Source organism: Pseudoalteromonas sp. GutCa3, assembly GCF_002836155.1.
GTDB lineage: Bacteria > Pseudomonadota > Gammaproteobacteria > Enterobacterales > Alteromonadaceae > Pseudoalteromonas > Pseudoalteromonas arctica.
In genome coordinates this window covers 49,851-70,661 of record NZ_PJBK01000090.1, presented here as the reverse complement: position 1 = coordinate 70,661, position 20,811 = coordinate 49,851, and the positions used below count along the sequence as shown (strand labels likewise).

General features: G+C 39.6%; 14 protein-coding genes and 1 tRNA gene. 4 read left to right on the top strand and 11 right to left on the bottom strand.

Annotated features, from left to right (window positions below; translation table 11 throughout):
- The 3 genes from pdxH to prfC all read right to left on the bottom strand — a co-directional run bounded on the left by pdxH (nucleotide 1) and on the right by prfC (nucleotide 4,501).
- Complete coding sequence (pdxH, locus tag CXF64_RS16490; protein WP_101217544.1) at nucleotides 1–639, bottom strand: pyridoxamine 5'-phosphate oxidase; 639 nt, start codon at nucleotides 637–639, stop codon at nucleotides 1–3.
- 470 nt (nucleotides 640–1,109) lie between these two features.
- Nucleotides 1,110–2,852 carry an arginine--tRNA ligase gene (gene argS, locus CXF64_RS16485; protein ID WP_007581630.1) on the bottom strand — a complete coding sequence of 581 codons (1,743 nt, stop codon included), beginning with the start codon at nucleotides 2,850–2,852 and terminating at the stop codon, nucleotides 1,110–1,112.
- Nucleotides 2,853–2,911: 59 nt separating this feature from the next.
- Complete coding sequence (prfC, locus tag CXF64_RS16480) at nucleotides 2,912–4,501, bottom strand: peptide chain release factor 3 (protein WP_007581628.1); 1,590 nt, start codon at nucleotides 4,499–4,501, stop codon at nucleotides 2,912–2,914.
- Between the two features lie 851 nt (nucleotides 4,502–5,352).
- On the opposite strand from prfC, the gene CXF64_RS16475 reads away from it, so the two are divergent.
- Nucleotides 5,353–8,019, top strand: a complete 2,667-nt coding sequence (locus CXF64_RS16475) for an ATP-binding protein (RefSeq protein WP_024608991.1) — start codon at nucleotides 5,353–5,355, stop codon at nucleotides 8,017–8,019.
- 75 nt (nucleotides 8,020–8,094) lie between these two features.
- On the opposite strand, the gene rimI is transcribed toward CXF64_RS16475, so the two are convergent.
- From rimI to guaB, 5 genes are all read right to left on the bottom strand, one after another.
- Nucleotides 8,095–8,562: a ribosomal protein S18-alanine N-acetyltransferase gene (rimI, locus tag CXF64_RS16470; protein WP_007581622.1), complete on the bottom strand. Its 468-nt coding sequence runs from the start codon at nucleotides 8,560–8,562 to the stop codon at nucleotides 8,095–8,097.
- Nucleotides 8,549–8,854: a hypothetical protein gene (locus CXF64_RS16465; protein ID WP_024608990.1), complete on the bottom strand. Its 306-nt coding sequence runs from the start codon at nucleotides 8,852–8,854 to the stop codon at nucleotides 8,549–8,551. Before CXF64_RS16465 ends, rimI begins: the two co-directional genes overlap by 14 nt.
- Nucleotides 8,855–8,918: 64 nt before the next feature.
- Nucleotides 8,919–8,995, bottom strand: a tRNA-Trp gene (locus CXF64_RS16460).
- A gap of 155 nt (nucleotides 8,996–9,150) precedes the next feature.
- A complete protein-coding gene (guaA, locus tag CXF64_RS16455; protein ID WP_024608989.1) occupies nucleotides 9,151–10,728 on the bottom strand; it encodes a glutamine-hydrolyzing GMP synthase in 1,578 nt (525 codons plus the stop codon).
- A gap of 265 nt (nucleotides 10,729–10,993) precedes the next feature.
- Entirely contained in the window at nucleotides 10,994–12,463 is a 1,470-nt protein-coding gene (gene guaB, locus CXF64_RS16450; protein WP_002958783.1) for an IMP dehydrogenase, read from the bottom strand.
- Between the two features lie 401 nt (nucleotides 12,464–12,864).
- On the opposite strand from guaB, the gene xseA reads away from it, so the two are divergent.
- Nucleotides 12,865–14,205 carry an exodeoxyribonuclease VII large subunit gene (gene xseA, locus CXF64_RS16445; RefSeq protein ID WP_101217543.1) on the top strand — a complete coding sequence of 447 codons (1,341 nt, stop codon included), beginning with the start codon at nucleotides 12,865–12,867 and terminating at the stop codon, nucleotides 14,203–14,205.
- 12 nt (nucleotides 14,206–14,217) lie between these two features.
- Here xseA and CXF64_RS16440 read toward each other — a convergent pair whose 3' ends face one another.
- Together CXF64_RS16440 and cysE are read right to left on the bottom strand one after the other, a co-directional pair.
- The gene (locus tag CXF64_RS16440; protein WP_101217542.1) at nucleotides 14,218–14,898 is read right to left on the bottom strand and encodes a hypothetical protein; all 681 of its coding nucleotides are present in this window, start codon (nucleotides 14,896–14,898) and stop codon (nucleotides 14,218–14,220) included.
- 35 nt (nucleotides 14,899–14,933) lie between these two features.
- A complete protein-coding gene (cysE, locus tag CXF64_RS16435; protein ID WP_024606056.1) occupies nucleotides 14,934–15,752 on the bottom strand; it encodes a serine O-acetyltransferase in 819 nt (272 codons plus the stop codon).
- 402 nt (nucleotides 15,753–16,154) lie between these two features.
- Here cysE and CXF64_RS21050 point away from each other — a divergent pair, with 402 nt between their 5' ends.
- A complete protein-coding gene (locus CXF64_RS21050; RefSeq protein ID WP_007581611.1) occupies nucleotides 16,155–16,280 on the top strand; it encodes a hypothetical protein in 126 nt (41 codons plus the stop codon).
- 80 nt (nucleotides 16,281–16,360) lie between these two features.
- On the opposite strand, the gene CXF64_RS16430 is transcribed toward CXF64_RS21050, so the two are convergent.
- On the bottom strand, nucleotides 16,361–19,243 hold the full coding sequence (locus CXF64_RS16430) for a M16 family metallopeptidase (protein WP_101217541.1): 2,883 nt from the start codon (nucleotides 19,241–19,243) through the stop codon (nucleotides 16,361–16,363).
- 259 nt (nucleotides 19,244–19,502) lie between these two features.
- Between CXF64_RS16430 and CXF64_RS16425 the strand changes: the two genes are divergently transcribed.
- A complete protein-coding gene (locus CXF64_RS16425; RefSeq protein WP_021032136.1) occupies nucleotides 19,503–20,459 on the top strand; it encodes a methylenetetrahydrofolate reductase in 957 nt (318 codons plus the stop codon).
- Nucleotides 20,460–20,811 lie beyond the last annotated feature (352 nt).

Genomic DNA, 20,811 nt, shown 5'->3' with positions numbered 1-20,811 from the left:
TTAAGGGTTTAAGCGTGTAATTTGCCAGCTGTTATCTGCTTGGCGCTGATACATAAAACGGTCATGCAAACGATGCGCCCCACCTTGCCAAAACTCAATTTTAGTGGGCACTACACAATATCCGCCCCAAAAATCAGGAAGTGGTATTTCACCTTTAGCAAACTTATTTTTCATGTTGGCGAAGGTTTCCATGAGTACTTTACGTGATAACACCGGACGACTTTGCGCTGACGCCCACGCCGCTAATTGGCTTTCTTTAGGACGAGATAAAAAGTACTTTGCCACAGCAGAGGTAGGCAATGGTTTAGCCTCGCCATATACAATAACTTGGCGTTCCATGTGGTGCCACGGAAAGTGCAGCGATATTTTGTTATTACCTTTAAGCTCTTGCGCTTTACGCGAACCTGTATTGGTAAAAAATACAAAACCGTTATCATCCAAATGCTTTAAAAGCACAATACGCTGTGAAGGCTGACCGGTTTCATCAACAGTTGCTACAACCATCGCAGTTGGATCGGGTAACTGGCTTGCCACTGCATGCTCAAGCCATGTTTCAAACTGCTTGAATGGATCATTTTGCAAGTTATCTTCGCTTAACGCGTCTTGCAGGTATTCACGGCGGATATCTTCGAGTTTCATAACAAGTCCTTTAAATAAAGCCTTAGAAAAGAGCTTAGAGTAGCGAGCTTAAAACAATGGATGTTGAGTAGTAACAAATATTAAGATTCAGGTGTATGCGATAGCAATAAACACAGAGCCTCAGGTGCATTCGATAGCAGTAAACATAGAGTCTCAGGTGTATCATTGGGTTTCGTTTCACTCAACCCAACCTACAACGTAAACTACACAACTCAGATATCTGCAAGTGTAGAAGTGCTGACAAGACGGAGTGCTTTTTTATGCCAAGGAGCATACATTTAGTATGTGACTTAGGCTAAAAAAGCACGACAACACAGTCAAAGCGAACTACACGCAGCAGACGGTTCACCTAAGTAGTTTAGCCTAAGACAAGGCGTCCAACCCGACTTATCCCTATGAGTATACGGTTTGTATGTGATTAGGGTAAGTCGGATTGGATAACGCAGTATTAGGTTAAAATACGACGGTGATTACATTTGCTCCATGACTTCAATACCTAGCAAATCCAATCCCGTTTCAAGAGTTTTAGAAACCAAATTACACAACACTAAACGGCTATCGCGCACGCTTGGCTCTACGCCCTCTTTAAGTACTGGGCAGGCTTCGTAAAATGTCATGTATAAGCTTGCTAGCTCATATAAGTAACCACATAGTACGTGCGGTGTTGCTTCGCTGATCATTAAATCAAGTACTTCTTCAAGCTGTAGTAGCTTAAGTGCTAGTGCTTTTTCTTGAGGCTCAATAATTGCAACATCTGAATTTAATGTAGCTGCATCAACGCCTGACTTACGGAAAATACTGCGTATACGTGTATAAGCATATTGTAAATAAGGAGCGGTTGCGCCTTCAAAGCTTAGCATGCTGTCCCAGTTAAAAATGTAATCGCTGGTACGGTGCTTAGAAAGGTCGGCGTATTTAACTGCGCCAATACCTACTTTACGTGCAATCTCGCTGCGATCGCTATCACTTAAATCCGATTCACGTTCAGCTAGTTTTGCAGCTGCACGGTTAATTGATTCTTCTAATAAGTCAGCAAGTTTTACTGTGCCGCCAGTACGTGTTTTAAATGGTTTGTTATCGGCGCCCATCATGGTGCCAAACGGGCAAAACTCGTAACTTGTTTCGTCTCGTAATAAACCCGCTTTACGCGCTGTTAGCTCTACTTGATTAAAGTGTAGGTTTTGACGTGCATCTACAAAAATTAAGATACGATCAGCACCTAATTTATTTGAACGATAATCACATGCCGCTAAATCTGTTGTTGCATATAAAAAACCACCGCCAGATTTTTGTACGATAAACGCAGATGGTTCACCATCTTTGTTGGCAAGTTCATCTAAAAACACAACTTGCGCGCCTTGCGACTCTACTGCAATATTTTTATCTTTAAGTAGGCTAATAATATCGTTAAGTTCTGCGTTGTATGCGCTTTCAGCCATAATATCAGCTTGAGTAAGTGTTACATTTAAACGCTTGTATACTTCTTCAGAATGCTTAACTGAGGTAGCTATAAACAGTTTCCAAAGTTTTTCACAGTGCGCATCGCCGCCTTGTAATTTAACAACGTAATTACGTGCTTTATCAGCAAAGCCTTCTTCGTCGTCAAAGCGCTTTTTAGCATCGCGGTAAAAGGTTTCTAAATCAGCAAGCGCTACAGAATCTAAATCAACGCCTTGGCTAATTTGATCTTCTAAATGCGCGATTAGCATACCAAATTGCGTGCCCCAATCACCCATGTGATTTTGACGTACAACCGTATCACCTCTAAATTCAAGCGCACGTACAATTGAGTCACCAATAATGGTTGAACGTAAATGGCCTACGTGCATTTCTTTGGCAAGGTTTGGTGATGAATAGTCAACAACCACTTTTTGCGGGTTAGCATGCTCATTTACAGCAAGCTTTGCATCACTGTTAGCGGCTTGTACGCTTTGCGCTAAAAACTCAGGCTTTAAATGAATATTAATAAAACCTGGGCCAGCAATTTCAGTCTTTTGAGCAATATCGCTTACATCAAGGTTATCTATAATTTTTTGCGCAAGCTCACGTGGGTTGCTTTTCATTTTTTTAGCCGCGCCCATTGCTGCATTAATTTGGTAATCACCAAATTGTGGACGTGTGCTTTGTGTTACTGCTGGGTTTGTATCTTCAGGTAAGCCTGCGCCCGCCATAGCGGCAATGGCTTTTTCGATTAAAATAGTACGAATATTCATATTTTTTACCTTTGTAAGCCCGCCAAAGCAGGTTTTCTTTTAATTCTTGTAAATGAGCTCTAGTTTTCGCGAGTGTGGTTAAATGTCACTTCTGGGTAACGCTCTACGGATAAATTAAGATTTACACGGCTCGGCGCAATGTAAGTTAAGTTATCACCACCATCGAGTGCTAAATTACTTTCGCACTTGCGCTTAAAGTCTTCAAACTTTTTCACATCGTCACTGCTTACCCAACGCGCTGTATTTACGTTTACACCTTCGTAAATAGCATCTACGTTATATTCGGCTTTTAAGCGCGCTACAACTACATCAAACTGAAGTACACCTACCGCGCCCACAATTAAATCGTTGTTTATAAGCGGTCTAAATACTTGCACAGCACCTTCTTCAGAAAGCTGTACTAAGCCTTTTAATAATTGCTTTTGCTTAAGTGGATCGCGAAGACGAATACGGCGGAATAATTCAGGCGCAAAGTTAGGGATACCGCTAAATTTAAGTTTTTCGCCTTGTGTGAACGTATCACCAATTTGAATGGTACCGTGGTTATGCAAACCAATAATATCGCCCGCGTAAGCGTCAGCTGCGCGCTCACGATCGCCCGCCATAAAGGTTACCGCATCAGAAATGCTCACTTGCTTGCCAATTCGCACGTGATTCATTTTCATGCCTTGGCTGTACTTACCCGATACAATACGCATAAATGCAATACGGTCACGGTGCTTAGGGTCCATGTTGGCCTGAATTTTAAATACAAAACCAGTAAAGTTTTCTTCAGTTGCGACAATAAGTCTGTCTTCGGTTTCACGAGGCAGTGGCGTTGGTGCCCATTTAGTTAAACCATCTAAAACGTGGTCAACACCAAAGTTACCAAGTGCGGTACCGTAATAAACTGGCGAAAGCTCACCTGCTAAAAACAGATCTAAATCAAATTCGTTTGATGCGCCAATAACAAGCTCAAGCTCATCGCGTAATTGCGCAGCTAAATCTTCACCAATGGCAATATCAAGTTCTGGGTTATCAAGACCTTTAATGGTACGAACTTCTTGAATTTTATGACCCTGACCTGTTTTGTATAAAACAGCTTCGTCATTATGAATGTGATAAACACCTTTGAACTCTTTACCACAGCCAATTGGCCAAGTAATGGGTGCACAGGCAATATTTAGCTCTGTTTCAACTTCGTCAAGCACTTCCATTGGGTCGCGAATTTCACGGTCACATTTATTCATAAACGTAACAATTGGCGTTGTACGCAGGCGTGTAACTTCCATTAGCTTACGGGTACGATCTTCTACACCCTTTGCCGCATCAATAACCATTAAACACGAATCTACCGCAGTTAATGTGCGGTAAGTATCTTCCGAGAAGTCTTCGTGTCCTGGCGTATCAAGTAAATTAACAAGTGCGTTGTTATATGGAAACTGCATTACAGAGGTAGTAACAGATATACCACGCTCTTTTTCCATTTCCATCCAGTCAGACTTTGCATGTTGGTTAGAACCACGGCCTTTTACGGTACCGGCTCGTTGAATCGCTTGTCCGAATAACAATACTTTTTCGGTAATGGTTGTTTTACCAGCATCTGGGTGAGAGATGATAGCAAAGGTTCGTCGTTTATTAATTTCGCTAAGGAGATTTTGATCTGCCATTAAAAAAGTTCTTTTAGTTTGTATACGGATATTATCCACTTTAAGTATGCTGAGCTTTCAAGGCTTAAATAATACCAATTGCATTAAATTAGCGTTCTATTATAGCGATAATAAAATAGCGCAATAACAAGGCGAAATTATCACATAGAGTTATTCTCTATGAATAATTTTTAACGTAGTTAGTGAGTTATTTAATACGCTAGAACGATCTTGTTTTAATAAAATTGGTATAGAGCAACCTCGAAAGCTCAACACACCATCAGAAAAGCCCTAAATTGGCCCTTCACATGCGATCCGTTATGTTAATCGTAATTAAAGACTATTTTCGCTGATCTTGGCCTTATAAACAATCAATGGTTGGTTATTAGCTGATCTTTTTTATTAATATGGATTTTGGGAAGCCTAACTGCAAATGAGGTACAAAAAATCAGTAATAAGCCAAATAAATAGGATCAGCACACAATACACCAAGCCTCTGCACACCATTAGAATTTTTAAGCCTTGCTTGAGAAGATAACCTAGTGGCCCGGCTAACAGCCCTGCGTTAACCCACTGGTATTTATAACTGAGAGTAAATTAGAATATTCAATTTTAAGTGATAGCATTTATCTTTAAAAAAATGACTTTAAAAGATGTAAATTTATGTAAACTTTTTTGAACAATAAAATAACGGTTATAAGCATGTAACTTATTAAATTAAAATAACTTAATAAAATAAAAAAACACCAATACAGAGCTAAATACCATGCAACTACTGATTGTAATTTAGCCACCAAGACCGCCACAAGCTTGTGTAATAAAGTCGTAACGCATATTATTGATAGATTGCATGGAGGATAAGTCGTTTGGTCATGAAAACCAGTAAGTTAAGTATTAGATTATTATGGTATATAACACCCCTTGTTATTCTACCGCTGCTATTTTTAGGTGGCTTTACGCTCACCAATGTAACTAATTCAACACAAAAACAAGCTGATTTAATAATGAGCCGTTTTGTTGAGCAACAACAGCAAAAAATATTTAATTATATCGACTCTTTTCACTCTACTGCAAAACTACTTTCAACCTCGCCAGTACTTAGTGATTTTTTAGCAAACGACATTCGTGCCAACGGTAATTACACCCGAAAACTTGGCGCGCTTATGGATGTATTTGCCAGTTACAGTGAGGCTTATCCCGATATAATTAGCATTAATTTAGTTTCAGCCAGTGGGAAAAGCGATGCCTACTACTCTAACAACCTAACAACAGCGCCTAAAAGCTACCCGTTTTTTAATCAAGTATTGCAAAGTAATTTAAGTAAACAGCAATTTATGATTCAAAAGGATGATGGCACCACTAGTTTGTATTTTATTCAACGAATTTATAGTGTTGATTACTATTTAAAACGACCACAGCAGCTTGGTTTCATTGTAATACATATAGAACCTTCAATACTAAACTCTAGTATTTTAGAAGCGCCATATAACAACACGCTTAATTTAATGTTGACTAAAGACGGGAAAATTTTATTTAGCTCCGATTACAATATGCGTGGCCAATACATAAGCGAGTACGAACTTAATCAAGTGCACGACCTCGCTGATATCGGCATGCTTTCAACTATTGAACTCTCAAGCATAGACAAAATAGAGCGAATGATTTTTGCAGTGCAAATGCCCGGCGGATATTATTACGTATCGACCATTCCCAAAGGGGTGCTTTATCAATCAGGTAAAGCCATAAGTTTAATAACAGGCTTAATTGTTATTATTTCGGTGATCACCCTGCCAATATTAATTTTTATAGTGGTACGTAATTTATTACTTAACCCAATTGAATTACTAGGTGCTGCAAGCCACCGTGTTGGTGATGGCGATTTGTCGGTGCACTTACCTGCTCATACAAATGATGAAGTAGGTGTTTTATTTAACGACTTTAACCACATGGTTAATCAAATAAGGCACTACCAACAACAGCTTGAAGAATACAAACACCACCTTGAAGATAAAGTGGAAAGTCGTACCCAAGCACTTGAAGCTATGAACAGCCAACTTGAGTTAGCTATTGGCCAAGCTGAGCAAGCTAATCAACTTAAGAGTCGTTTTTTAGCTAACATGAGTCACGAAATACGCACGCCGCTCACGGCCATTATGGGTTTTACAGAGCAGTTACTACACAACGATAAAGTAGCGAATGACAAACAACACCTAAGCACTATTTTACGTAATTCAAAACACTTACTAGAGTTAATAAATAACATACTCGATTTATCTAAAATTGAAGCTGAAAAGCTGGCTGTTGATTTGTCAGCGTTAAACGTAGTGCAGCTTGTGCACGACATTGAATCAATTATTCAACCACTGGCACAAGAAAAACAATTAACCCTTAATATCGACTATCAACTGCCGCTACCCCGCACCATTTATAGTGATGTGACCCGCTTAAAACAAATACTTATAAACATTGCTAATAACGCCGTTAAATTTACCGAAAATGGTAGCGTGTCTATTTGTGTGCATTATTTACAAGCAAGTCAAAAGCTAGAGTTTGTAATTAAAGATACTGGTATTGGTATGTCTGAGCATCAAATAGAACGTGTATTTAAGCCGTTTGAACAAGCCGATGCCACAACTACACGCCGTTTTGGTGGTACAGGTCTTGGGTTGTGTATTTCTAAAAACTTAGCACTGTTACTTGGTGGCGATGTAAACCTTGAAAGTGAAGTGGGTGTAGGTAGCCGCGTTACAATTAGGGTGGCATGTCAGCTATCTGATGATCAACCCATGCTTGAATTCTTAACGCAAGACAGCCAGTTAATACCAGAGAAAGACCCTCTCTTATCGTTTGCGACTAATAGCTTCGACGCCAATATATTAGTGGCTGAGGATAACCCAGATAACCAACTATTAATTAAATTATTACTGCAAACCTGGGGTCTTGAACCCGATATTGCCAGTAATGGCGCACAAGCTGTAGAAATGGCGCTCGTAAACGACTACCAACTTATTATTATGGATATGCAAATGCCTGTAATGGGTGGATTAGAAGCGACTAAAATGCTTCGTCACGCAGCATATGATGGCCCTATCATTGCCCTTACTGCCAATGTAATGAACCATGATATAGGCACTTATCTAGAAGCTGGTTGCGACAAAGCACTGGCTAAACCCATCGATAAAGATGCTCTGGAAAACGTACTCGTAAGCTACCTGCATCTTGAAAAAGATAATCAAAATAAATGGGATAGCCTATTAAAGAGCGAAAAGTTTCAGCAAATTGCCGATAATTATTTAGCTAACTTACCTACATATTTAGAAGAAGTTAAAGCTTTGCAGCATTGTGATGATTGGGAAGCATTAAGAGGTATAGCGCACAGTGTTAAAGGTAGTTCTGGATGCTTTAACTTTGATGAAATTTACCATAGCGCTGCGGCACTTGAAGAGAACTTAAAAAGTAACAATAAAGTACCAAGAGACGAGTTGGTAAATGATTTAATAGCAGCCATTGAGCAAGCAATTAGCGACAAAGTAACCTAAAAAGTAAACTTACAAAACTGTACAAATGCAGTACTTTAGCGGCTCTATATTTTAAATGCTAATTACCGTCTTTAATTATGAAAAGTTTAAACCTAGCGCCATACCCATTAAAATAGCGTCTTCAAAGCCATTTTTAGCAGGGTTATCACTTGGGTAGTAGTTTTTACGCACTGACATCTCAGCAAAGCCTGCGCGCTCGTACAGCGCAATAGCACGCGTATTTGATTCGCGTACTTCTAAAAAGAGGTTTTCAGCATTTTGCTGCTCACCATATTCAATAAACTGCGCTAACAACTGCCTTGCAATACCCTTACCCTGGTGACTTGGTGTTACACAAATATCCATAAGTGTAAAATCAGGCCCTGCTTTTTCACCAATATAAAAACCAATCATGCTCGCCTCATCAAATGCGGCAACATTAAAATAGCGCCCGCCTATACATGAACCCATTGTATTTAAAGTCCACGGATGGCTATGACACGCTGTTTCGATGGCCATTAATTGAGGTATTGCAGTTTCATCTACTGATTTAAAGTTTATCAAGGTATTCACTCATTAAAGCCCATAAAGCACGCTTCTCAGAGGCGTTGAGCTGTGGGGTTGGCAATGTAAGCTTATTGTCGTTTAATTGCATCTCACTGCCCTGTACAACGCTATTTATAATAATAGGCTCTGCACTGAGTTTAATGTCTGCAAGTAGTTGCTCATTTAGCGTTAAAGAACTAGCTATCGTGCTTTGCGATAAAGTATTAGCTTGATCATTTGCTTGAGGACAATAATGTTGATTGAGTTCAAGATTTTCTATATCAAAAATAGCTGCGTAACGTGGATGCATAACAACTCAGTAGATTAGACATTTGAACAATATAAGAAGTAATAAAAACGATGTAAAGAAGAAATGGCAGGGGCGGAGAGATTCGAACTCCCAACCATCGGTTTTGGAGACCGCTGTTCTACCAATTGGAACTACGCCCCTGCAATGACGACGAATTATAGAGAAGTTTCGCCAAAGGTAAAGAGAAAAATCACTCTTTTAGTTTAACTGCTTTTTAAATAAACAAAACGGCGAATTAGCATGCTAATTCGCCATTTTTTAATCACTTAAAATTAGTTAATTAAAACTAAAATTAATTATTCCCATTCGATAGTTGCAGGTGGTTTACCTGAAATATCGTAAACAACACGAGAAATACCATCTATTTCATTAATGATACGGTTTGATACCACACCTAAAAACTCATAAGGTAAATGTGACCAGCGCGCTGTCATAAAGTCGATTGTTTCCACACAACGAAGTGATACAACCCAATCGTACTTACGTGCATCGCCCATAACCCCTACCGATTTAACAGGTAAGAATACAGTAAACGCTTGGCTTACTTTATGGTAAAGCTCAGCTTTGTGAAGCTCTTCGATGAAAATCGCATCAGCGCGGCGTAATAAATCACAGTATTCTTTTTTGATTTCGCCAAGTACACGCACACCTAAACCTGGTCCAGGGAAAGGATGACGGTAAAGCATGTCGTACGGTAAACCTAGTTCTAGGCCAATTTTACGTACTTCATCTTTGAATAATTCACGTAATGGCTCAACAAGGCCCATTTTCATGTCATCTGGTAATCCACCCACATTGTGGTGAGATTTAATAACATGCGCTTTACCAGTTGCAGATGCCGCTGATTCAATTACATCAGGATAAATTGTACCTTGCGCTAACCATTTTGCATTTTTAAGCTTTTTGGCTTGCTCATCAAATACATTAATAAACGTATGACCAATGGCTTTACGTTTATCTTCTGGGTCTGACTTACCCGCTAGATCATTTAAAAACTGCTCTTCAGCTTCAACTTTAACAATATTTAAGCCAAATTTATTACCAAACATGTCCATTACTTGTTGGCCTTCGTTTAAACGAAGTAAACCATTATCAACAAATACACATGTTAGTCTTTCGCCAATTGCACGGTGAATAAGCATAGCCACAACCGATGAATCAACACCACCAGAGAGGCCTAAAATAACTTCGTCATCGCCAACTGTTTCTTTAATACGCTCGATAGCATCATCGATAATTTTTGCAGCAGTCCACAATTTTTCACAGCCACAAATATCAATAGCAAAACGCTCTAATAAGCGCTGACCTTGATGCGTGTGTGTTACTTCTGGGTGAAACTGAACACCGTAAAAACGTTTTTCTTCGTTAGACATTGCAGCATGTGGACAAGTAGATGTTTTAGCTGTTGTTGCAAAACCAGCTGGAATATCCATTACTTTGTCGCCATGACTCATCCATACGTCGAGTACGCCGTTGCCGCCATCGGTAATGCTGTCTTCAATTGCATCAAATAATGCACAGTTGCCTACTTTTTCTACTTGTGCGTAACCAAACTCTTTTTTATCAGAGCTGTGTACACTTCCGCCAAGTTGAGCTGCCATTGTTTGCATACCGTAGCAAATACCTAGCACAGGCACGCCTGCATTAAATACATACTCAGGAGCGCGCGGGCTGTTTTCAAGTGTTGTTGATTCTGGACCACCAGAAAGAATAATACCTTGTGGGTTGAACTCGCGGATTTGCTCTTCAGTCACATCCCATGCCCAAAGTTCACAGTAAACACCAATTTCACGCACACGACGGGCGATTAATTGAGTGTATTGTGAACCAAAGTCTAAAATGAGAATTCGTGAATCGTGAATATCTTTGCTCATGGAGTATCTCGTAAAGTCTGATGCTAAATGCCGCTTTGAATACCAATTTTATTAAACATTACTAATTTTTGCAGGCTAAATAACTCTCTAACCACGTTAAAAACTTCTTATTTAGAAGAAACTAAAAGTCGAAATTTTTGCCTCGTTATTGAGCCATTTATCTGTCGCAATAATTGACCACTTTATTAATGCAATTGGTATTTATATAAACGACTAAAAAGAGGGCTTGCAAAGCAAGCCCAGTATATTAAATTAATTACGCTGCTTAACCTAAGCGGTAATTTGGTGCTTCTTTAGTGATTTGCACATCATGAACGTGCGACTCACCCATACCAGCTGAAGTAACACGTACAAATTGCGGTTTTGTATTTAGCTCTTCAATTGTTGCACAACCCGTTAAGCCCATAGCGCTTCGTAGGCCGCCCACTTGCTGATGAATAATCGTTGCAATAGGACCTTTGTAAGCTACGCGACCTTCAATACCTTCAGGTACTAACTTGTCTGCTTCGTTTGATTTTTGGAAGTAACGATCTGATGAACCTTCTTTTTGATCCATCGCGCCCAATGAGCCCATACCACGGTAAGATTTGTAATAACGGCCTTGGTATAATTCAACTTCACCTGGTGCTTCTTCAGTACCAGCAAGAAGTGAACCCACCATTACACACGATGCACCAGCAACAAGTGCTTTAACAATATCACCAGAAAAACGAATACCACCATCAGCAATAACAGGAATGTCGCGACCTTTTAAGCCTTCAACAGCATCTGAAATAGCGGTAATTTGTGGAACGCCACAACCGGTAACAATACGTGTAGTACAAATAGAACCTGGGCCGATACCTACTTTAACTGCATCCGCTCCCGCATCAGCAAGTGCAATCGCACCTTCAGCTGTTGCTATGTTGCCTGCAATAATTTGTAAGTCTGGGTACTCTTTACGCGTTTTAGTAACACGGTCAATAACACCTTGAGAGTGACCATGCGATGTATCGATAAGTAAAACATCAATACCCGCTTCTACTAATGCAGCAATACGCTCATCAGTACCTGCACCAACACTTACAGCAGCACCTACACGTAAACGACCTTGGTCGTCTTTACATGCGTCAGGTTTGTCTTGGGCTTTTTGGTAATCTTTTACTGTGATCATGCCTTTAAGTTTAAATTCATCATCAACAACAAGGATTTTTTCAATGCGGTGTTCGTGCATTAAGCCTAAAATTTCTTCGCGTGCTGCGCCTTCTTTAACGGTAACAAGCTTTTCTTTTTTAGTCATAACGGTAGAAACAGGCTGTTCAAGCTTAGTTTCAAAACGCATATCACGACTAGTAACAATGCCTACAAGCACATTATTGCTATCGGTAACCGGAAAGCCTGAAAAACCTTTTTCGTGCGAAAGCTCAATTGCATCTGCAATTGTTAAATCGGCAGTAACCGTTACAGGGTATGAAACAATACCTGCTTCGTAGGTTTTAACTTTACGTACGTTTTTCGCTTGTTCTTCAATAGTCATGTTTTTATGAATAAAACCAAGACCACCTTCTTGCGCAAGGGCAATAGCTAAACGAGCTTCTGTAACAGTATCCATAGATGCTGAAATAAGCGGCAAGTTAAGTTTGATACCACGCGTTAAGCGAGTTGAAATATTTGCCGTGTGTGGCAAAACAGTAGAATGACCAGGTACTAAAAGTACGTCATCAAAGGTAAGAGCTTCTTTAGCGATTCTAAGCATTTTGGCAACTTCTCACATGTGGTTCTAAGATAAGGAATTGCGGCCAAATTTTAACAGCGTTGTTGGCATGAGTAAATAATATTTCGCAAATATTTATGATAATATAGGGTCTATTGGCCTTTTAAGGTTAAATTTGCAGCAGTTTGTTAGGTATTTAGGCAAGGCAGAGCCTATGTAGTGTGGTTATTCCCCATAAATAGGCGATAACGTAGCATCAATGCCAAACAAGCGCTGCCCAAAGGGTTCAGCCTAGGGGCGATTAACTCTTTGTTACTCGGTTTTTACTTAGCCCACTAGGTTACAAACCTCGCGCCGCGATTAAATCGCCCTTAGTTTGAACAAATTTTAACCTGCAAAGATCAATAGACCCTTGCTTTATAAATAGTTTTAGGTTGTTTTTTATGTTTTCGAAGCCTTCGCAGGCGGTTTACACCGTTTCACGCCTTAATAGAGAAATTCGCACAATCCTTGAGCAAGGTTTTGCATCTTTAGTGCTCACGGGCGAAATTTCTAACTTTATTACCCCTGCATCTGGACATTGGTACTTTTCGTTAAAAGACGATAAAGCACAAATTAAAGCCGCCATGTGGCGAGGCAATAATCGCAACCAAAGCTACCGCCCTGTAAATGGCGCACAAGTTACAGTAAAAGCGCGTGTATCGCTTTATGAACCTCGCGGTGACTACCAGCTTATTGTTGAGCATATGGAACCCGCAGGCGAAGGCCAGCTAAAACAAGAATTTGATGCGCTTAAAATGCGTTTAGCCGCCGAAGGATTATTTAGCTCTGCTCACAAACAGCCATTGCCCCAAAATATTAATCGCATTGGTGTTATTACCTCAGCAACCGGCGCTGCTATAAAAGATATTTTAACGGTACTCAAACGCCGTGCACCGCAGCTAGAAGTCATCATTTACCCTGCTATGGTACAAGGCAAAGAAGCGCACGTGCATTTAATTAACCAAATTGAATTAGCCAACACACGTGATGAAGTAGACGTACTTATTTTAGGGCGAGGCGGCGGATCACTTGAAGATTTATGGTGTTTTAATCACGAACAGCTCGCCCGCGCTATTTTCAAAAGTGAATTACCCATAGTAAGTGCGGTAGGCCACGAAATAGATACCACTATTAGCGATTACGTTGCTGATGTTCGTGCAGCGACCCCATCAGCCGCAGCTGAGCTTGTAAGCCCAAATACGCAAGAGTTACACAACAAAGTAACGCAATTAGTTAATCGTTTATCTAACGCGTTTAAGCACGGCATTGCCGACAAGCGCGCACTAGCAACGCAGTTACAACACCGCCTTAATTTATGTCATCCGCGTAATCAGCTTAATCAAAAATCACAACGTTTGGATGAGCTAAGCATTGCGCTGCAACAGGCGATGCGTAATCGTTTATACCAACAAGAACGCACACTCAATAACTTAACGCCGCGTTTAATGCGCCAATCACCCGATAAAAAACTCGCTACAGCAAGCCATCAACTTTCGCAATTACAAGCTAGGCTAAATCAAGCTATACAGCATCAGTTACAGCAAGCGAATAATAGCTTAGCACTGCAAGCAAGCAGGTTAGATTCAGTAAGTCCGCTTAATGTTTTAGCGCGCGGTTATAGCATCACTAAAACACAACAAGGCAAAGTGGTTAAATCTGTGGGGCGAATTAAAACAGGCGATGTTTTGATTACAGAGCTAGTTGATGGCTCTATAGAATCACAGGTTATACCTGTTACATAAAGTTGGTATTACTTAAAACTCTGTACTTAGCAACAATTTAAGCTCGCTATCGCTTGATGTGGAGGTAGTGCTTTTAAATTGTTGCCAAAACTCTTGCTTCATCAACTTGTCGTTTAGCTCTCGCCATTGAGAATTATCAAATGTGTCGTTATCAGCGGGTGCGGCAAGTTCAAATTCACATATCGTCGTTTTACATTTTGCGCTAACAACATCGGGTATAATCGCTAAATCAGCTGTTAATAAAAAATCTTGTAATGCCATTTCAGTACGATAAGCCCATTCTTCGTCACGCGTTTGCTTTTCAAATTTATCACGTAAGATCTTCTCAAAATCTGAAGGACCTCTCATTTGCTTTAAAATACTTTTAACTGTCGCTTTCTGCTCAGCAAGTTGCTGCTTAAGCTGAGTTACTTGATCTTCTAAAGGTAGCTCATCAAGCATTTGGGTTTCTGAATAGGTTGGAGGCGTGTCTTCAGCGGGCTCTATACTAGCATCTTGCTCAGGTACTGCAGAGTCTGCATTACTTAATACTTCATTACTTTGTTGTTCAGTATGAAGCTTTTGCTGTTTTTCATAACTTGGCTGCGACTTAACAGATTCTGGATGACTTGAAGCTGCGTTAAAGTAGCTCCAAGTTAAACCTACACCCGCAATAAACCCAATCCCTAGAGCCAATAAACTATTCTTGTTCATGTTAATTCCTTTTAAGTTTTATTATTTTTAATTACTTATAGCATTGCACTCGTGTGCGATTCGTTTTCAGGCTCAGGATTTGCTAAAAAGTTTTGGTTCATACTTTGCGCCGGACACTCACAATCCGGTCGACCAATAATTTTAGCGGGTACGCCAACAGCGGTTGTGTGTGGTGGAACATTGCTAAGTACAACTGAGCCCGCACCAATTCGTGCGCCCTCACCTACTTCAATATTACCAAGCACTTTAGCGCCAGCGCCAATTAATACACCCGCTCTAATTTTAGGATGACGATCGCCCTGCTCATTACCTGTACCGCCAAGCGTTACAGATTGCAAAATTGATACATTATCTTCAATTACCGCTGTTTCACCAATAACAATACCGGTTGCGTGGTCAAACATAATGCCTTTACCTACTTTACATGCTGGGTGAATATCAACCCCAAACACTTCAGAGTTACGGCTTTGAATAAAGCGCGCTAACTCTTTGCGGTTTTGTTGCCACAAGCAATTAGCCAAACGGTGTGCCTGAATAGCATGAAAACCTTTTAGATTTAATATAACCGTAAGATAGGTTTCTGATGCAGGGTCGCGGTCTTTTACCGCTTTAATATCCTCGGCAACAAAAGATAGCATACGGTCACATTTTACAAATGCTTGGTCAAACAGCTCTCGGATAGTGAATGCCGATACCACCGCATCAGCCAACTTATTAGCAACAATAAAGCTCAATGCCGAACCTAAACAATCATGATTCAAAATGCATGAATAAACATGACTTGCTAATAATGGTTCACGTTTTACTACATCGTTAGCTTCGTCGCGAAGCTGTTGCCAAATTGCATGACGCATAATACTGCACTGCCTTAAGTTGATATAAAATAGCCTTTTCCCAAGTCTAACGGATTTAAGCACTAAGGTGTTAATCCCTTAGTTATTTGTTCTGGTTATTAGATATAACTAGCACCCAGAAATGATATTTTAAATACGTACCTATTTTTTAGATTAAGTCATACGACAGTAGCTAAAATGACCAATACATACTTAAAATATAATAAATTAATAAAAAAAATCAAAAGCTAGCAACATACGAAAGCTCACCTATCATATGACAAAATACGGACTGACGTACAGCTGACGGCGTAAAAACGCTAAATTAATTAGGATTTAAGCTAAGTTTGTTCATTATACCGAGCTAAGCTATATTTAGTTTTATTGATTTTTTACATAAAAAATAGAAATGAGGAATTCAAAATGAGTGATGACTCTGAATTAAAAAATAAAGAAAAGCGTGGAATAAATATATTACTTCTCATTAGTTTAATAATTATGATTATTGGTATTGCCATCAAAATATATGATGCGCGTTTCATTAATTAAAGGACCCTACTACAGAGTCCTTAAAGATATAAAGTGCCCCATAAGTTAGGGCACTTTCCAACCATTAAAAACCACTTAAATTATTGAAATACTTTTTCAACTTTTACCACTTCAATATTTTTTGCAGGAATTGCTAATTTATAATCGGCAATCACTTTATCCTCAGCAACCAACTCAGCAGGTTTATTAGTGTTGTAAACCATTGGCGATGTTTGCTCAGGCACTAAACGTTTTTGCATATCAGCGCCGTCTGCGGTTATAAACACATATTGAACATTGTCTGTTTGTAAGTTTTCTTTGATTACGCGATTTACATCAGCAACGCTTAGCGTTTTAAGTTTATTAGTTACGTAACTTACAAAGCTATCTGTGTTGTAAAATTCGCTATCAAGTGCGTAACCTAATTGGCGATTTTGACTTGCCACCATTTGCGGCACAAAGTTAATTAAAAAGTTACGCGTTGCTTCAAAGTCATCTTCGCTCATACCATTTTTAATTAGCTTATCTAGCTCAAACAAGGCTGTGCGTGTTGCAAAGTGCGCATCGTTATTAGAGCGAAGTGGGCGTAACCACACTTGAAAAATTTGCTCAGAGCGCCCTAGGTTTGCATCAGGCTTGGTTTGAAACATACCACGTGGAAAGTATTCAATGTATGCGTAATCGCCATAGTTCATGCCGCGAGTTTCGCGAATGCGCTCATATAAAAAGCTGTTAGAACTACGGTGCTCACCGAAGTACGAACGCACAAGCCAAAGGGCTGTCCAGTCTTCGCTACTTCTTATTGTATCAATAGGGAAACCAAACGATACCGCCGTCGATTGCGCTGACTTTTCTACAATAGTTGCATGATGACCTTTAAGCGCTGGTGCATCAGGAATACTTAAACGGCTTTGCTCACCTTTTGGTAGCGTTGCAAAATCGCTCATCATTTTAGCTTTAAGTTTTGCAGGCACAGCCCCAATTAAACCAACCGTTAACTTAGATTGCGTAAGCTCGCTGTTATAAAACGCTTTAACATCATCAAGGGTCAGCGCTTCTAAATCCGAAATATCACCATAGTTGTAGCTTTCGTAAGGGTGATTTTTGTAAAGCGCACTGTATAGCACTTCTTTGCCTAGCTCTTCATCGTTAGATGCTTTTAAGCCTGATTTAATACCGTCGATCATTTCTTTTTTAAGGCGTTTAAAGTCGTCATCTCTAAAACCTGGGTTTAGTAATTGATCGCTCACAAGTGTATACCACTGCGCCGCATTATCTTTATGAATACGCCCTTGAAACGACAGCATTTCTTTATCTATTTGATAGCCAAAGCTACCCGCAAGCGGATAAAGTGCTTTTTGAATATCTTTATAGCTTGTCGCCTCTGAGCCACCTTGTGCAAGCATAGCCGCAGTTAACGCAGCAACACCTTTTTTGCCTTGTGGGTCGGCAGCCGCACCGGTATTGAATAAAAAGTTAACATCAATTAATGGCGAGCTATTCGTTTTATCAAGTACTTTAAATACAGGTGCCGCAGGTGCTTGTTCAAGCTTTGCAGTAAGCGCATTTAAATCAACTTCTTGCTCAAAACCTGGGGCTTTATCAAGTGCCGACATTGTTAATGTGGTACGTGCGTTATCAGTAAAGTATTTATTAGCAACGGCTTTAATATCTGCGCTGGTAATGTTATCTGCCGATTTATACAGCTGGTTTATAACCTCAGGATCGCGCTCAAAATGCATGTAGCTGGCAAGAGTTGATGCAATCGCTTGCGATGAGTCTAAGCCATTAATAAAACTGTATTTAAGGTTCGATTTTAAATCACTGAGCTTTTGCTCATCAACAAGCTCAGTGCGTGCTTTTGCATAAGTTCGGTTAATGGCATCGCGTGCAGTGGCTAAATCATCTGCATTTTCTACTTTAACAAATACGTGTAATAAACCCGGATCTTTAGTCTCTGGGTTATAGGTAAACATTTGGCTGGCAATTTGTTTGTCGACCACTAGCTCTTGATATAAATCTGAATTATTTGAAAAATAAAGCTGTGAGATTAAATCAAGTGCCGCTCTGTCTTTTTTAGCAGGCTCCCACGCAGCGCCTTTGTAAGATACAAGTAACCAATGCCCTGGTAGCGCTTCATCTTGCTGGTGCAAATATTTTGGTGCTTGTTGAACAGGCTCTGCTTTAATGTCAGCAACATAGTTACCCTTTTTCCAGCTGCCCCAATGCTTTTTAACCATTGCCATTGTTGCTTGTGGATCTACATCGCCCACAATAACAAGTGACACATACTCAGGTTTATAAAACTTAGCAAAAAACTCTTTCCCGTACGCCATTTGATCTGGCATGGCTTCTATGTCTTTAAAAAAGCCCATAGTGGTGTGTTTATACGTGTGCTTATCAAACGCTTCTTCGCGTACAGCGCTTAATAATTTACGAATTGGACTCGCGTTGTTTTTTAAGTACTCACCTTTTACCGTTTGTGCTTCTGTTCTAAATTGCTCTTCGGTGTAAGTTAAGTTTTGAAAAATATCAGCTTCAAGCTCAAGTACTTTATCAAGATGCTGCTTTGAAAAGTTTAAATGGTAGTTTGTAAAATCGTTTGTTGTATAAGCGCGGTTATCAACACCTGAATTTTTTAATATGTCTGAGTACACATCTTCAGGGTATTTTTGTGAGCCTTTAAACATCATGTGTTCAAAAAAGTGAGCAAAGCCTGTTTTGCCCTCTTCAACTTCGTTACGCGATCCAACCGATACCGGAATTTGCAGCGACACTACATCAGGGTAATCGGTTTTAACAACCATGACACGTAAGCCGTTTTCTAGCTTTTCAATTAAATAATCTTGCGAAAAAACACGATCATCAGCTTTATTTACTTGTTCTTGTTGTGCTGTTGTTTGCGTGCTTTGGTTTTGTTGCATGGCGCAACCCGTTAACGCCAGCGATACCGCTAAGCTGGTTGCTAATAATTTAAATTTCATTGTTGTCCCTTTTTAAATTGAGCAAATTTGTTGTCAGATGTATTACTAACTCACTCTCGATTATGCCCCAAAGCCAATAAATATAAGAGCCCAAAGGGAATTTATTATGTAAACAACTGTGTCAATTATAAATTATGGGAACAAGCAATATGAATAAACATCATGTTAGTTGAAAAACTTTCATTAAATAAATCTATCTAGACGTCTAAATGGCTGCTATATTAAATCCATCAAAACAAACTTAGCTGGAATGAGGATTATGGCTTTATCACTAAAAGAGAAGATAGTGGACACCAATCAAGGTGTTTATCTTATTGGTACTACCCCGCCTAAAATTGGCACCGATAAAGCGCAATTAAAAACCATTGCAGAAAAGCTATTAGGTCGCTTACACGAAATTGAATACGACGGCGTGATAATTTACGACATTCAAGACGAAAGCAGCCGAACCAATCAAGACCGCCCATTTGCGTTTAAACAAACCGTTGATCCGCGTGAATACAGCCATTTACTTCGTAATTTATCTGCACAAGATGTGATTACTTATAAAAGTGTGGCGCAGCGTGGCGTAGGCGAATTTAAAGATTGGCTAAGTGAAACTAAAAACGACTACGATTTACAAAATGTTGTTTTAGTAGGTAGCCCATCATCGATAGGCGATATAAAGCTAAGCCTGCCAGATGCGTATAAAGCGATGGCTGAGCAATCAGATGATTTCTTTTTAGGTGGCGTTACGATTGCCGAGCGCCATTCAAGTAAACGAAATGAGCACGAACGATTAATAGAAAAAACAGCACAAGGTTGTCAGTTTTTTATATCGCAAGCTGTTTACGATGCACAAGCGACTATAGAGCTAATTACTAGCTACGCACGTACATGTAAAGCACAGGGTATTACACCTCAACGTATTATATTAACGTTTACCCCGTGCGGCGGCGAAAAAACCTTAGAGTTTATGCAATGGTTGGGTATCTCAGTGCCAGAGGCAACTAAATGGCGCATGCTTGATGCAGACAATACATTAAGCGAATCAGTCCGTATTTGCCGCGAAAACCTCGACTTAATACTTAAAAGCTGTGCGCATTTAGATGTACCGCTGGGCTTAAATATTGAAAGCTTAACAAACCGTAAAGAAGAAATTGACGCGTCAATTAATTTATACCGTTTATTAAAAGCCATTATGGAATTGAACCTTGCGGAAAAGCTAATAGCTTAAAAGCTAGGTTAGAGCTAATTAACACCCTTCTTGGCAAGCCTCATGGCTTGCTTTTTTATGTCCGTACTTTGAAAAATAAATTAATAAGTACAAGTAAAAATTTGCAGCTTAAGCTATCCATGAAAGCTATTTTTGGTTATTACTCTCAAGCCTTTTTAAGGCAAACCCCATCGATGAGCACATAACACCAAAAATAATTCCCTCATCAGATATAAATCTAATGCTAGGGAGCGTTTCAAATAAGCTTATTATTGCTAATGAAAAAATAAAACCTATCGCAGAAAAAACCAGCCAAGTTTTTGTGGCATGAGTCATGACGAACCTCCTTTTTCTATGTTGACTTTATATAAGT

Bases quoted from the DNA above. Each gene is read 5' to 3' on its own strand.
- CXF64_RS16440 (WP_101217542.1), bottom strand. From the start codon at position 14,898: ATGAACAAGAATAGTTTATTGGCTCTAGGGATTGGGTTTATTGCGGGT.
- CXF64_RS16425 (WP_021032136.1), top strand. From the start codon at position 19,503: ATGGCTTTATCACTAAAAGAGAAGATAGTGGACACCAATCAAGGTGTT.
- pdxH (WP_101217544.1), bottom strand. From the start codon at position 639: ATGAAACTCGAAGATATCCGCCGTGAATACCTGCAAGACGCGTTAAGC.
- guaA (WP_024608989.1), bottom strand. From the start codon at position 10,728: ATGAGCAAAGATATTCACGATTCACGAATTCTCATTTTAGACTTTGGT.
- cysE (WP_024606056.1), bottom strand. From the start codon at position 15,752: ATGCGTCATGCAATTTGGCAACAGCTTCGCGACGAAGCTAACGATGTA.
- argS (WP_007581630.1), bottom strand. From the start codon at position 2,852: ATGAATATTCGTACTATTTTAATCGAAAAAGCCATTGCCGCTATGGCG.
- CXF64_RS16465 (WP_024608990.1), bottom strand. From the start codon at position 8,854: ATGCATCCACGTTACGCAGCTATTTTTGATATAGAAAATCTTGAACTC.
- CXF64_RS16430 (WP_101217541.1), bottom strand. From the start codon at position 19,243: ATGAAATTTAAATTATTAGCAACCAGCTTAGCGGTATCGCTGGCGTTA.
- xseA (WP_101217543.1), top strand. From the start codon at position 12,865: ATGTTTTCGAAGCCTTCGCAGGCGGTTTACACCGTTTCACGCCTTAAT.
- guaB (WP_002958783.1), bottom strand. From the start codon at position 12,463: ATGCTTAGAATCGCTAAAGAAGCTCTTACCTTTGATGACGTACTTTTA.
- prfC (WP_007581628.1), bottom strand. From the start codon at position 4,501: ATGGCAGATCAAAATCTCCTTAGCGAAATTAATAAACGACGAACCTTT.
- CXF64_RS16475 (WP_024608991.1), top strand. From the start codon at position 5,353: ATGAAAACCAGTAAGTTAAGTATTAGATTATTATGGTATATAACACCC.
- CXF64_RS21050 (WP_007581611.1), top strand. From the start codon at position 16,155: ATGAGTGATGACTCTGAATTAAAAAATAAAGAAAAGCGTGGAATAAAT.